Here is a 13,836-nt window from a genome sequence, read left to right on the forward strand (position 1 = left end):
CCCTAAATGGGTTGGCTGCCTTTTCTTTATCCGTTACACATGGGCGTCCGGGGCTTTGTCCGCCACCAGGTTCAAGACGATGTTAAACTCCAACAGCGCTTTGAGGCCGCAGAGTACCATAGTGTATCCTCCCATGGAATCAATAGCTCCCTTTACCATTTCATCCGCACTGCCTGTAAATCCAGAGTGGGTAATGGCAATAAAGGTCTCATGATCGCCCCGTGGCGTGAATGTCCACTCGGTTTTGGTCTGGTCTGAAGACTCGATCGTGATGCGGCGATTGACTTCGATATGTTGAACGTAAACGTCATCATGTACCCCATACATCTCCCAATCCCAGCGAATATGGCTGCCTTCCTCCAGCTTGCCGCTGCTTTTGGTAAACCAGAACTTGGTTGTAATCTCAGGGTCGATGAAAGCCTCGAATACTTCTGAAACGGGTCTTCGAATCAACATCTCTGCCGTCACGACAGGGGTCTCATTGAGTTTGGTCATATGAATTTTATGACTCCTTTCGGGTTGTCTTCAGTAATATCGTAGCATATAGGAATTCATATTCTTTCTTTTACATTGCTCATTTATTTCAAGGGTCGTGTGCTTTGTTCGAGAGCTTGGGAAATACTACTTGAGACTAGCGTTACCTCAGTTTTGGCATGTCCGGGGGCGGCTATTCATAGGGGAATGTTTTGACGTCATGCCTTTTGTGGTAAAATGTCGTTATGTTTGCTTGTGATTCGTAAGGGGGTTAATACCATGAAACATAAATATCGATTGTTGGCACTGGATATGGACGGTACGCTGCTGCGGGACGATCATGAAGTGTCTGAGGAAACGGTGAAGTGGATCAAGGAAGCGGTACGGCACGGCATTCATGTCTGTCTCTCGACAGGCCGGCCGTTTCAGGATGCGTATCCGTATGCCAAACAGCTTGAACTGACGACACCGATGGTAACGGTGAACGGAGGCGAGGTATGGCGTGCGCCATATGAATTACACCGCCGCGCATTGCTCGACAGCAAGCTCGTGGAGCAAATGCACGCACTGGCCATTGAAACCGGATCATGGTTCTGGGCGTATTCAGTAGAAAGATTGTATAACTCTGAGAACTGGACCGACGATATCGCGAATCAGGAATGGCTGAAATTCGGTTACACCACGAATGATCATGAGGTGCGTCACAACATTCTGATGCGCCTGCAGGATATGGGCGGACTGGAGATCACGAACTCCTCGCCGGATAACCTGGAAATCAATCCGCAGGGCGTTAACAAAGCGACCGGAATCGGACAGGTGTGCGAGCTGCTCGGCATTAGCATGTCCGAAGTCGTAGCCGTAGGCGACAGCTTGAACGACCTGGCTGTGATTCAGCAGGCCGGCCTCGGCGTGGCGATGGGCAATGCCCAGCAGACGGTTAAGGATGAAGCGGACCTTGTGGTTTCCAGCAACAATGAGGACGGCATCGTTGAGGTCATCAGGGATCATATTTTGATCGAAAGGTGAGATGTTGATGGACATATTGGGCTGGATTATCGTTATCGCTCTGTTTATCATTGGGATGGCCGGGGCGATTTACCCTATTCTGCCGGGGGTTGTCGCCATTTACCTGGCGCTGTTTGTTTACGGCTGGTTCTTTACATTCGAGCATTACAATTCATGGTTCTGGATTATTCAGACCATCATTCTGGTGGTGCTCTTCATTGCCGATTATGCGGTTAACGCCTGGGGGGTTAAGAAGCTCGGCGGTTCCAAAGCCTCGATATGGGGCAGCACCATCGGTTTGATTATCGGGCCGTTCGTTATTCCCGCTTTTGGATTGATTATCGGACCGTTCCTGGGAGCATTTTTGGGTGAAATGCTGGCAGGTTCGGGACCGAGCAAATCCATGAAGGTTGGATTCGGATCGGTCATTGGATTGTTCAGCAGCATTGTGGTGAAGGTTATTTTACAGCTCGCGATGATTGTTATTTTCTTCATTTGGATTTTCTAATAGACGCTTAGGAATCGCTGTAAGAGGCGCTTTGGAGGAGAAAGAAGGGTACGGTTTTGTCAAAGAAAGAGTCATTTATTAAAGGTACGATCATCTTGGCCGCTGCTGCGTTGGTAGCCCGAGTACTGGGGCTTGTCCAGCGGGTGCCGCTGGAGCATATGCTGGATGATATAGGGGATGCCTCATTTACGATCGCCAATGCCGTGTATTTAATGCTGTTAACGGTAGCAACGGCCGGCATTCCCAGTACGCTCAGCAAAATGGTATCCGAGCGTCATGCTTTGAACAAGCCAGCGGAGGCCCGTCGTGTCTATCATGCTGCGCTTATTTTTGCCGGAGCAGCAGGCGTTGTCATGACGCTGCTGCTTTATTTCGGAGCCCCTTATTATGCTACCCATATTGCTAAGCAGCCGGAGGCCGCCGCGGCCATTCAGGCATTGGCCCCAGCACTGCTGCTGTTTCCGGCCATCGCCATGATGCGGGGATACTTCCAGGGACGCAATAATATGGCGGCTGGCGGCATATCTCAGATTATTGAGCAGATTGCACGGGTTGTGACAGCGATCGGTTTGGCCTATGTGCTGCTGCGGATGGGTTACGACGATACCTGGATTGCAGCCGGCGCCTCCTTCGGGGGCGTACTCGGCAGTATCGGAGCATTTGCAGTCATGCTGTACTTCACGGTTAATCTTCGTCGAAGTGATCGTGAGCTCAAGATGCCGGCAGCGGACCGTTCCATTCCGCTTGGCGGGATATACCGGGATATATTCACGTTGTCTATACCGATTGTGCTGTCTTCCCTGGCGGTTCCGGCTGTTTACTTTATTGACAGCTCGATCGTCAAGCCGCTGTTGATCGGACAGATTGGTTTGGAACAGGCGACCGCAGCCCTCGCTGTACTGGGAAATCGGGCGCAGAGCGTCGCGGGGATTCCACCGATTCTAGCCATTGCCCTCAGCACCTCGCTCATTCCGATCATCTCTGCAGCGTTTGCGAAGAAAGATCAGGAGCATCTGGAACAGCAAGTATCGCTGGCTATGCGTATTGCCATTTTAACAGGCATGCCGATGGTGATTGCGCTATGCGTGGCATCCTATTCCATTAATGGTTTGCTGTTTAGTTCCTTGGGCGGCAGTGGGATAATTGGATTTCTGACGTTCGGTACGATTTTCCAAATCACGATGATGACCACAAATTCCATTCTTCTCGGAATTGGCAAGGCCAAGCTCTCGATGATTCACGTGATGGTTGGGGTTGTGGTCAAGCTTGCAGCCAGCTTCCTGCTTGCTCCGTTTTTTGGAATCTACGGGATCATAGGGAGCACGGCGCTCTGTTTCCTTGTCATTACGATACTGAACATAAGATCGATTAAAGGGATTGTATCCTTCTCCATCCTGGGCAAACGCTGGACGGGCTTCGTGCTGACGGTGATTGCTGCCGGGGGAATCGGATATGGCCTGAATCTGGCCGGTATTCAAATGGTCGATGTCATGCCGGCACGGTTGGCATTCCTGCTGACTTGCCTGGTTGTAGGCGTGGGCGTAGTCATTATATATCTTGTCCTGCTGGTGGTGTTTGGCGTATTGCGGCAATCGGAGCTGAGCAGTTACCCGCGCCTTTTGCAGAAGGTGTTCCGTCCGCTTATGAGACTGCAGCCTGCACGTATGCGGGAGCGGGGATAAGACATAGACTAAGTTTCACTTATCGTGTATATAGAACCGAAAAGAGACCTTCCTTGCAGTATCGGGACGGTCTCTTTTCATTTTAATGCGGATGGAACTGATCAGACACATCATGCACGATGGAGGTTTTCTCCAGAGCGGCCCGATGGGCGTGGGTAATATCCGGCAGCAGCGGCCGTAACGGTTTGCGGATATGCCTAAACATCGTCCGGCCCTGAAACCAGTCGTACCGGGGAATCGGCTCGGGGGGTTCATCCTCCCAGATCTCCTCAAGATAAGGGCTGTACAGACGTTGGCCACCCGGGAGCCATTCGGAAGTGATGAGGTCAGATCCCGCGTGGCCATGATTCATGGCTTGCTCAAGGGTCGGCGTAAATAAGGCCGGCCAGTATTCAGCGCGCGATCCTTGGTGCTTGGTGGATCGCGCGAAGGCCAGCACAGCGCGGTAAATCTCCTCATACCCAAACAATAAAGCATACAGCGAACGGCCAGCCTTGATCCGAATGGACAGGTCGTCAAACTTGGGGATGGTAAGTCCGGCCAGCGGCCTGGTTGGGGATAGGGGCTTTGGCCCAGCGCTTTCCCCCGACTCTGTTCGTCGGACTAGACCCAGCGGAAACACGATTTGATTCAACCGGGTCAGCTCATGCATCCGAAAGAAGGGATTCTCCAGAATATGTTGTTGGTAAAAAGGATGTCTCGCCACACGCCCCTCTATATAGTTCTGCTCATTAATGATGAGTGCCACCGTAAGCGGCGAACTGCTCTGATCCTGCCAGAATTGTTCCCAGAACGGTGTCATAAACGACGAAACATGAAAGTGGGGGAGTAAATGAAATAGGGGCTTGCCTTTATTTCGACTGTGTATATAGAGAAGCAGCTGGGGATAGGCGTCCTGGAAGATCAGCGCATTGCAGCGCTCCAGGAAACGGTACAGATTGCTCTTGAATGTCGGATCCGTGAGATCCGACATCAATCCGCCTTTCAGATCGCTCATATTCCACCCGGCATTACGCGATACCATATGGGCCAGGAAGGCCCAATGCAGCTCAGGATGCGATATATAACAGTCCAAATAGGCTTGCGTACGCGTTACGTTGCTCCGGTTGGCTGCGGCTGCGGCCTCCTGAATATGATGAATCAACTGCTGCTCTTCTTGAGATAGCTGAACATCTGCACCTGGTTCATGAATCCGAATATCGCTATACCCTTGCATGGAAGGGAACGACGGAAACCGGGAAACGCTCTGCTGCAGATAGGGATGGGAGGAGAGGATTTCCTTGAGCTTTACGCGAATTCCCCTTACCGCTGCAGGGTCCCATTGCAATTCGTGTCTGCTTGTCCGGAGCTTTAAGGAGAATCGCCATGATGCGATCATCCCCGACCATGATTCTGTCAGGGCCTGCGGAATGGCTGCCGCCCATGACCATACATCATCTTTGCCCTGGCTTTTTTTATTTTTGACTCCGTTCGAGTGCATTCGGGGGTCACCTGCACTTTCTGATGGTTAATCCCTGCCTGTGAACATCATAATGTCAGTATGCTCTAAAATTTGACTTCCACTCAACATTTTGATTCACTAAGGGTGAAGGAACTCGACGTAAAGGGGAGATAATCAATGGAAAAAATCACTTCGGAAGCAGAATTTCAGGTTGCAATCCAGTCTCCGCGACTGACTGTTGCCGTATTTAAAGCAGACTGGTGCGGCGATTGCAAGTTTATCGATCCATTCATGCCGGAGGTTGAGACGAAGTTCTCAAACCAATTGACTCTGGTAGAGGTTGACGTCGATGCTGTCGGTGACGTGAGTCAGCAGCAAAATATTTTGGGTATCCCCAGCTTTGTTGCATACTCCGATGGACGCGAGCTGGTTCGCTATGTTAACAAACTCCGCAAATCGCGCGAGGAAATTGAAGATTTCCTGCAGCGTGCCGTGGACGTATACAGTACGATTCATAAGTAAGAGTGACCATAGCACCGCCGCCTTGATTGATAACTGGCGGCGGTGTTGTTTTACATATGGATAGAAGTAGGGCGATGAAGTCAAGTACCTGGATCATGAAGGTTTTTCTCAAATTTGAACATTTTGTCACAATCGCTCAAGTGACCGTAGCGGCAGAATCAGGTATAATGAAATGTGGACTGTGTACGATGCGATCCTGTAAAGGTTTAAATAGTGAATGATTAGGAGCAGCAGGTGAGATAATTGAATGATAAACAACTAAAATGGCTGAGTTACATAACATGCTTAGTTATGTTCTGCGCGACGTTCGGTGGCATGGTTGTGACAAAGACGGGCTCGGGACTCGGTTGCGGTCAGGAGTGGCCGCTGTGCAACGGTAAATTTGTTCCCGCTTACACGGTATCCTCCATGATTGAATATTCCCACCGGGCGGTTAGCGGAATGGCGGGTTTGGCGGCGCTCGCTTCGCTGATTGCGTTCTGGAAGTACAAGCGGGATCGCCGGGATTTGATGGCTTATGTTATCGGGACCTCGGTATTCGTTATTGTACAGGCGATCATGGGTGCGCTTGCGGTGGTTAAGCCTCAATCGGCTGCGATTATGGCGCTGCATTTTGGCTTCTCGCTGATTGCCTTTGCTAGCTCTGTCATGCTGGCTCTGGGTATGCGGCGGGTAGAACAGGCGAAGGAGCCCCTAGACTTGGAGCGTCTGCCTCGAGTAAGCAAGGGCTTCCGCAATTTAGTATGGGGCACAGCCTTGTACAGTTACATCGTGGTTTATATCGGTGCATTCGTCAGCCATACCGATTCCCGGGAAGGGTGCTCCGGCTGGCCGCTGTGTAACGGGGAAGTGATACCGGAACTGAGCGGAGGGGTAGGCATTGCCTTTATGCACCGCGTGGCGGCGCTTCTGCTGCTGATCGTTGTGGCGGTGATGGGGCATTTTTCATATTGGCGCAACCGCGACAACCGGGAGATCCAGATGCTGGGCATCTCGGCAACCGTGCTCTGTCTGCTGCAGGTGTTCAGCGGCGCCCTCATTATGGCAACGATGCATAACGAGGAGGTTTACGTATTCTCCGCACTGGGACATACCTTGCTGATCTCCGCCTTATTCGGCGTACTGTGTTATTTAAGCGTCAGGGTTTGGCAGCTCAGCAGACCGGTTAAAGCCGAAATGCGGCCGGGTCATAGCAAGCCTCGCGAGAAGATCGTATAAAAAGAAGCAAAAACCATGAAAAAAGATCGAATTCAGACAACATCGTTTATGCAAAGTCCCCGAGCTTGCCTCGAGGGCTTTGTTGTATAGTAAGGGGGGAGCCGATGATAACCAAGCCATCCGCTCGACCTGTCCGATCTCAAGGAGATGGGGGTTGTCTGGTCATTTCGGGGGCATCCTATAAGAACAATCCCCTGGTTACGGATGAACGAATGAAACCGGGATACCCGGATGAGTTATTCCTGCGTGAGGATATCGTGAAAACGATTGATACGCGGTGGAATCCCTATTTTGGCAAATAGCGATCCAAGAACCAAGGTTAATCTGATGACGCGAGGGGGTACTGCCATGCTTCGTATGTTACTTGGGGAACAGCCCCGGCAGAATAACGGCCTGCTTGAGGAAGCCATCGAATCGATGGTCCAAACAACCCGGCTGCTGCAGAAGGAAATGGAGAAAAATCAGGATCCGACGCATGATTTTCGCAAGCTTGAGATTTGGACCCGGGGGTTGATCGTTTCCCTGGATGAGCTGGAACAGAGCTGGAATGCGGCCAGGCATTTCAGTCAATCGATCCAATCGGGTTACATCGATGACATGTCGATTCAGGAGCAAGGGGAATATCAACGGTATGTGTATTTTTACAAAAACGGCTTCATCCGCGTATTCTCGATCCTTGACAAGCTGGGGACGGTGTTGAACGATTTGTATGATCTTCATACCTCCAAGGTGAAGGCACATTTCTCTTATTTTACGGTCCTGCGGCAGTTTAAATTCCTGAAGGCCCACGGAGAGCTGGCCAAAGAGCTGGAGGAGATCAAGGATCGTTACAAAACACCGCTGAACACCCTTCGGAAACGGCGCAATGCCGAAATCCATTACATGAATTCCGAGATGCAGGATGATTTGTGGCAGCGTCATCAAGGACTGTCGGACAAGATCGAGCTGGAGGATATCGGCCAGCACCTGGACGATCTCAAACAGGGTGTTGATATGGTATGCCGGAGTCTGGCGGCCTCTTATAAATATACGAACAAGCTTTGGGCGAAAAATGGAGTCAGGACTTAGGCACAAAATCGCCATGAAATTCCTTTTGACAAAAACCTGAAAAGAATCTATACTAACTATTGCATTCATTAAATGTTATCAAATCAGATCAAATTAATCGGAAAAATTTCATATAGATGTTTTCTTATCGAGAGAGGCGGAGGGACAGGCCCGATGAAGCCCGGCAACCGACTCTAAGCGTGTAATTGCTTAACGCGATGACGCTTGGAGTGACATGGTGCTAATTCCTTCAAAGCTACAGGATATCCTTGGCTTTGACAGATGAGAAAAGGCGTTGACTTTTACGTAAAGAGGGCCCTTTTTGATTCTACAAAAAGAGGCTCTTTTCTTTTGGGTAAATAGATATGAAGCTACGGAAAAAGGAGGATTATCGGATTGATTGAGCTCAAGCAATTGACGAAGCAGTACGGAAAAGCCGGAACTTTAACAACTGCGTTGTCCGAATTGGATTTGTCGATTGAAAAAGGAGAAATTTTCGGAGTGATCGGACACTCCGGTGCAGGTAAAAGTACATTGATCCGTTGTATCAATTTGTTGGAGCGTCCCACCTCGGGCGAGGTGTGGGTGAACGGTAAGAACTTAACGTCGCTTGGCAAGAAACAGCTTCAGGCGGAACGCCGCAAAATCGGCATGATTTTTCAGCACTTTAACCTGTTGTCATCGGCGACGGTGTACGATAACATTGCGTTTCCGCTGCGTCTGATCAAGACGCCGAAGGCCGAACTGGAACGCAAAGTATCCGAGTTATTGGCTTTGGTTGGCCTGGAGGCGCATCGGGACAAATACCCGTCCCAGCTATCAGGGGGCCAGAAGCAGCGGGTGGGCATCGCCAGAGCGCTCGCGAGCGACCCGGAAGTGCTGCTGTGCGACGAAGCGACCTCTGCGCTTGACCCGCAGACTACGGATTCGATCCTGCGCCTGCTGCTGGACATTAACAAAAAGTTTCATCTGACGATCGTGCTGATTACCCATGAAATGCATGTGATTCAGAGCATATGCGACCGGGTCGCCGTCATTCATCAGGGCGGCATCGTGGAGCAAGGGCCGGTAACGGAAGTGTTCCTGAAGCCGAAGCATGAGGTAACCCAGGAATTTATCCGTCAGGAGATGGACAGCGGCGAAGCGCTCCGGCTGGCTATCCAGGGACAGGCAAACGGACCTTCAAGGGCGGTGCAGATTACGTTCCTTGGATCGAAAACGTACGAATCGATTCTGTCCCATACCGTCCATGAGACGGGCGTGAATTTTGCAATTCTGCAGGGCACCATTTCCACGATCAAAGAAACGCCGTATGGCCAGCTCATTGTCCGTTTCGAAGGGGAAGAGCGTGCCATCGAAGATACGATCCGGAAGCTGCTGGAACAAGGATTAGACGTGGAGGTGATTCATTAATGTTCGGACTCGATTTTACCCAGATCGACTGGAAAGAAATATGGACGGCAACCTTGGATACCCTGCGGATGCTGGGGGCATCGGCATTGTTCAGCTTCATTATCGGACTGCCGATTGGCGTGCTGCTCTACATGGCCGCTAGATCCACATCCGGTGTGGTACGCCTCGGTTACTCGATCCTGTCGTTCATTGTGAACATCCTGCGTTCGGTTCCGTTCATTATCCTGATCGTTGCGATGATCCCGATTACCAAATCGCTTGTGGGTGTTTCGTATGGCGTGCTGGGAACCATTCCACCGCTCGTGATCGGCGCGGCGCCCTTCTTCGCCAGACTCGTAGAAACCGCCTTGAATGAGGTGGACAAAGGGGTCATTGAAGCGGCTCATGCCATGGGTTCTTCGACAAGCCAAATCATATGGAGGGTTCTCCTTCCGGAGGCTCGCCCGGGCTTGCTGGCTGGGATGACCATCACGATTGTAACCCTGGTATCGTATACCGCGATGTCCGGTCAAGTCGGCGGCGGCGGTTTGGGCGATTTGGCCATCAAGTATGGATATTACCGTTATGAGACCGAGATCATGATTCTGGCCGTCGTGTTGATGATCGTGCTGGTACAGCTGCTGCAAATGGCAGGGGATCGTCTGGTGCGGCATTTTACAAGAAAATAACGGGATTGATGAGGCTTCAAGGAAGACAACATATAAATAATATATTTTTCGGAGGGAGAGTTTTAGAAATGAAAAAATGGACATTAGCATTGATCAGCTTGACCTTGGTTACGGTGCTGGCTGCATGCGGCAGCAAGCCTGCGGATAACGCGGCTGAGCCAGGGGGAACATCAGGAGGCGGCGCTCAAGAGGCCGTAACCTTGAAAGTAGGCGCTTCGCCTTCACCGCACGCCAAAATTTTGGAGCATATCAAACCGGCACTTGAAAAAGAAGGCGTAAACCTGGAAATTGTGGAATTCACGGATTATGTTCTGCCTAATACGCAAGTGGACTCCAAAGAAATCGACGCGAATTTCTTCCAGCACAAGCCTTACCTGGATAACCAGATCAAAGAGCGCAAGCTGGACCTGGAGTCCGTGATCGCCGTGCACGTGGAGCCGCTAGGTGCGTACTCCAAAACCATTACATCTGTGGATGACCTGAAAGATGGTGCGGTTGTAGCCATTCCGAACGATCCTTCGAATGCGGGCCGTGCATTGACCCTGCTGTCCAAGAATGGCGTCATTAAGCTGGAGGATGAAACCAAGCTTGAAGCTACTGCTAAGGATATCGTGGAAAATCCAAAGAACCTGGAGTTCAAAGAAGTTGAAGCCGCGATGCTGCCGCGTATGCTGGATGAGCTGGATCTGGCTGTCATCAACACGAACTACGCGCTTGAAGCGGGACTGGATCCAACAAAGGATGCGCTCTTTATCGAAGATAAAGAGAACCCTTACGCCAATCTGCTGGTAGCTCGTCCGGACAACAAAGACTCCGACGCCATTCAAAAATTGGCGAAGGCGCTGACTTCCGAGGACGTGAAGGCCTTTATTGAAGAAGAGTACAAAGGTGCTGTCATTCCGGCATTCTAATTCGAGCACCAAGGCTCGATGATGCTGAACATAAGTTTCATCGTATTCGAGAAGAGAGGGCATTATCCAAAAGACCGTAGGTCTTTATGGATAAGCCCTTTCTTTTTTTGTATAATGGGCCCTCTCTGCGGGTTTGCAAGTTGTTAGGCCTTATCAAATCTTTTATACTGAAGGAAGGATATCCATCTGAGGAGGGAAAGCCTTGAAGGGAAAAGTGGCGCTGATTACAGGCAGTGCGACAGGATTGGGGAAAATGACGGCGCTGTCGTTAGCCCGGCAGGGATGTCATTTGGCTATAAATTATGTAAACAGCAAGGATGAAGCGGAAGCGCTCTCCCGCGAAATCGAGGGGTTTGGCGTGAAGTCCATTGCGATTAAAGCCGATATCGCCAGCGAGCGTGAGCTGTATTCATTGGTGGATCAGACGGAGGAGCAGCTGGGAAGCATCGATATCCTGGTGAACAACGCAGGTCCGTTCATTCGGGAACGCCGTCTATTCTCGGAGTACAGCCGCGACGAAATCGTACATATGGTGAATGGCAATTTAACCGGCGTCATGCTGCTGGACCACCGTGTTCTGCCTGCAATGCGGGAGAAAAAGTGGGGACGCATCATCCACTTTGGATTCGGACATGCGGGAGAAGCCCGCGCGTGGCCTCAGCGTTCAGCCTACGCTGCCGCTAAAGTGGGCCTCGTATCCTTTACGAAGACCCTTGCGGTGGAAGAAGCCCCGTATGGAATCACCGTGAACATGATCTGTCCGGGGGATATTCGCGGAGCCAATAAAGAGAAGACCATTGATGAGGTATCGGGCATCCAAGACGGACTGACCCCGCGCGGACGATCGGGAAGCGGGGAGGACGTCGCCAGGGTGATCGAGTATTTATGCCTGGATAAGTCGGATTTCATTACCGGCAATATCATGGATATATCCGGGGGGCTGGATCCGATCCGTCCGTTGATTAAACCGGAATAATCTAAAATCACCCCACAAAGTGGAGTCCATGCTTCGATGCTAATTCCAAATTCTTTATACTTTGCGGGGCTCCCCTAAAACATATCATTGCAGTTAAAGAATTGCTTATGCTCAGCTGAAAACTTATATATTCTTTAATTTCAAAAAAAGAGTCTTGGTTCCACGAGGGAAACCAAGACTCTTTATAGTTAAAGAAGATTTAGAATACTTGAACTACTTCTTGAATGCCTTCTACTTCTTCAACCAGGGCACGTTCGATCCCTGCTTTCAGAGTAATGGTGGAGCTAGGGCAGCTACCGCATGCACCCATCAATTTCAGCTTAACGATGCCGTCTTCAACGTCAACCAGTTCCACGTCACCGCCGTCGCGCTGCAGGAACGGACGAAGTTTATCAAGCACTTCAGCCACTTCATCATATACAGTGGTTTGCGTGTTTTCACTCATCTTGTTCAACTCCTTTCCTCCCTATATTATAGTACATAAACCGGCAAAATAAAATGCCAATCTTAAGGCAGGTCTAATAACAATGTCCATTATCATTGAGTTTTGCACAAGCAATTCCTATTTCGGAACGGATAAAGTTCTGCAGACGCTTGAAGCCAAGTACGATTGTCAAGTCATCGAATACGGCTGCCTGACCAGCTGCGGCCAGTGCTACCTGATGCCCTTCGCTTATGTGGATGGCGAATGGGTCGAGGCCCCCACGGCTGAAGAGCTGCTTGACGTTGTCATTGCCAAGCTGGAGAGCTTTCAGGACAGCGAAGAGGAAAACTGACGCCGGATACCTGGCATTTCCGTAAGGAAGAACATAGCGTCTGCAGCCTGTTCGTTGCTAGTAATGACGCTTGGATTTCCAGAGAACGCCGCTCTTCAATATCCTTGGTACCCGTCCCAGCACCGACGTGCTGCCCATGAGTCCAAAACCCGCATGTTTGCCGAGGGACCCGAGGGTTCCCTTGAGCTTCAGCGGAGATACCTTTGGCGTATCATCACGCCATAAGGCTTTCATGACATGTCCCACTTGTTCGGCTTGAGCCCCGGCTGCCTGCGCGCTTGGGACGAACGGAAGGCTGGCGCAGTCGCCGATCACGTACACTTCCGGATGGGACGGAACCTGATACCACTCGTTCAGCAGAATGCGTCCGCTGCGGTCTTTTGGCAGATCGAGATCCTGTACGACCTTTACGGGCTGGATGCCCGCCGTCCATACAGCAAGGTCGGTTGCGATAGGCACATCCAGATTATACACGGCATCCTTCTCAACTCGGGATACGGAAACCCCGCTGTGGATATCCACATGGTGTTCCTCAAACCAGCGATGAATATAAGCAGACAAACGGTTAGGAAAAGAAGAAAGAACCCGTTGTCCCCGGTCCAAAATGGCGATATTAAGGTCAGGCCGGCTTTCACGAAGATCGGCAGCGAGTTCGATGCCGCTTAAGCCTCCGCCAATGATATGAACTTGACCATAAGGTCTGAGGTTGTTCAGGTGCAAATAGGTTTCCCGGGATGCAGAGAAAGATTGCAGGCTAAACGTGAATTCTTCAGCGCCCGGAACGCCATGATATCGGTCCGTACATCCCAGAGCAATGGCGAGTTGGTCGTATTCCACGGGATCGTTGTTCGTCAGGTTAACAAGCCTCTTCTCTAGATCGATGGATGTGACTTCACCATATACAATTTGGAGGCGGTCATACACCGGGAATTTAACACGAACGGCGGTATCGGCCACGGTGCCTGCTGCCAGCGCGTAGTATTCGGTTTTGAGTCCTTGGTATGGCATGCGGTCGATGAGCACGACCTCCACGTCTGGAGGAAGATAGCTGCTGAATAATTCTTGAATTAAGGCAAGACCACCATAGCCTCCGCCGAGAATGACGAGCTTTTTCATAAATTTCTTCCTTTCTCAAGAGATAAGAAGGTGAGCGCCGATTCGCAAGAAAAACGCCGCTGGAAGCGGCTTAGGTTAC

At 50.8% G+C, this 13,836-nt stretch carries 16 protein-coding genes and 1 riboswitch; of the genes, 12 read left to right on the forward strand and 4 right to left on the reverse strand.

Annotated elements, in window-relative coordinates:
• Positions 1-33 precede the first annotated feature (33 nt).
• Positions 34-495, reverse strand: a complete 462-nt coding sequence (locus AK95_RS23765; protein WP_071222383.1) for an SRPBCC family protein — start codon at positions 493-495, stop codon at positions 34-36.
• A gap of 258 nt (positions 496-753) precedes the next feature.
• Between AK95_RS23765 and AK95_RS23770 the strand changes: the two genes are divergently transcribed.
• The 3 genes from AK95_RS23770 to AK95_RS23780 are packed head-to-tail and all read left to right on the forward strand — an operon-like array spanning position 754 to position 3,669.
• Positions 754-1,500: a Cof-type HAD-IIB family hydrolase gene (locus AK95_RS23770; RefSeq protein ID WP_071222384.1), complete on the forward strand. Its 747-nt coding sequence runs from the start codon at positions 754-756 to the stop codon at positions 1,498-1,500.
• Positions 1,501-1,507: 7 nt separating this feature from the next.
• Positions 1,508-1,987, forward strand: coding sequence for a DUF456 domain-containing protein (locus tag AK95_RS23775; protein ID WP_071222385.1), 480 nt, complete (start codon positions 1,508-1,510; stop codon positions 1,985-1,987).
• Positions 1,988-2,043: 56 nt separating this feature from the next.
• Positions 2,044-3,669 (forward strand): putative polysaccharide biosynthesis protein, encoded by a 1,626-nt coding sequence (locus AK95_RS23780; RefSeq protein ID WP_071222386.1) that lies wholly within the window; start codon positions 2,044-2,046, stop codon positions 3,667-3,669.
• An 82-nt stretch (positions 3,670-3,751) separates the two neighbouring features.
• Here AK95_RS23780 and AK95_RS23785 read toward each other — a convergent pair whose 3' ends face one another.
• Positions 3,752-5,149 (reverse strand): DUF2515 family protein, encoded by a 1,398-nt coding sequence (locus AK95_RS23785; protein WP_071222387.1) that lies wholly within the window; start codon positions 5,147-5,149, stop codon positions 3,752-3,754.
• Positions 5,150-5,287: 138 nt separating this feature from the next.
• Here AK95_RS23785 and AK95_RS23790 point away from each other — a divergent pair, with 138 nt between their 5' ends.
• The 8 genes from AK95_RS23790 (at position 5,288) to AK95_RS23825 (ending at position 11,865) form a co-directional block, all read left to right on the forward strand.
• A complete protein-coding gene (locus tag AK95_RS23790) occupies positions 5,288-5,632 on the forward strand; it encodes a thioredoxin family protein (protein ID WP_071222388.1) in 345 nt (114 codons plus the stop codon).
• Between the two features lie 243 nt (positions 5,633-5,875).
• The gene (locus AK95_RS23795; RefSeq protein WP_071222389.1) at positions 5,876-6,850 is read left to right on the forward strand and encodes a COX15/CtaA family protein; all 975 of its coding nucleotides are present in this window, start codon (positions 5,876-5,878) and stop codon (positions 6,848-6,850) included.
• 104 nt (positions 6,851-6,954) lie between these two features.
• A complete protein-coding gene (locus AK95_RS23800; RefSeq protein WP_071222390.1) occupies positions 6,955-7,152 on the forward strand; it encodes a hypothetical protein in 198 nt (65 codons plus the stop codon).
• A 46-nt stretch (positions 7,153-7,198) separates the two neighbouring features.
• A complete protein-coding gene (locus AK95_RS23805; RefSeq protein ID WP_071222391.1) occupies positions 7,199-7,918 on the forward strand; it encodes a Cthe_2314 family HEPN domain-containing protein in 720 nt (239 codons plus the stop codon).
• 121 nt (positions 7,919-8,039) lie between these two features.
• A riboswitch (SAM riboswitch) is annotated at positions 8,040-8,186 on the forward strand.
• Positions 8,187-8,293: 107 nt separating this feature from the next.
• On the forward strand, positions 8,294-9,310 hold the full coding sequence (locus tag AK95_RS23810) for a methionine ABC transporter ATP-binding protein (RefSeq protein ID WP_071222392.1): 1,017 nt from the start codon (positions 8,294-8,296) through the stop codon (positions 9,308-9,310).
• Positions 9,310-9,978: a methionine ABC transporter permease gene (locus AK95_RS23815; protein WP_071222393.1), complete on the forward strand. Its 669-nt coding sequence runs from the start codon at positions 9,310-9,312 to the stop codon at positions 9,976-9,978. The genes AK95_RS23810 and AK95_RS23815 overlap by 1 nt, the downstream gene beginning before the upstream one ends.
• A 68-nt stretch (positions 9,979-10,046) precedes the next feature.
• Positions 10,047-10,889, forward strand: a complete 843-nt coding sequence (locus AK95_RS23820; RefSeq protein WP_071222394.1) for a MetQ/NlpA family ABC transporter substrate-binding protein — start codon at positions 10,047-10,049, stop codon at positions 10,887-10,889.
• Between the two features lie 202 nt (positions 10,890-11,091).
• On the forward strand, positions 11,092-11,865 hold the full coding sequence (locus AK95_RS23825; protein WP_071222395.1) for an SDR family oxidoreductase: 774 nt from the start codon (positions 11,092-11,094) through the stop codon (positions 11,863-11,865).
• 199 nt (positions 11,866-12,064) lie between these two features.
• Here AK95_RS23825 and AK95_RS23830 read toward each other — a convergent pair whose 3' ends face one another.
• A complete protein-coding gene (locus tag AK95_RS23830) occupies positions 12,065-12,310 on the reverse strand; it encodes a NifU family protein (RefSeq protein ID WP_006212609.1) in 246 nt (81 codons plus the stop codon).
• 82 nt (positions 12,311-12,392) lie between these two features.
• On the opposite strand from AK95_RS23830, the gene AK95_RS23835 reads away from it, so the two are divergent.
• Entirely contained in the window at positions 12,393-12,641 is a 249-nt protein-coding gene (locus AK95_RS23835) for a YuzB family protein (protein ID WP_071222396.1), read from the forward strand.
• 57 nt (positions 12,642-12,698) lie between these two features.
• Here AK95_RS23835 and AK95_RS23840 read toward each other — a convergent pair whose 3' ends face one another.
• Entirely contained in the window at positions 12,699-13,757 is a 1,059-nt protein-coding gene (locus AK95_RS23840) for an NAD(P)/FAD-dependent oxidoreductase (RefSeq protein WP_071222397.1), read from the reverse strand.
• Positions 13,758-13,836: the final 79 nt, after the last annotated feature.

The organism is Paenibacillus sp. LC231 (assembly GCF_001860525.1).
GTDB lineage: Bacteria > Bacillota > Bacilli > Paenibacillales > Paenibacillaceae > Paenibacillus_AQ.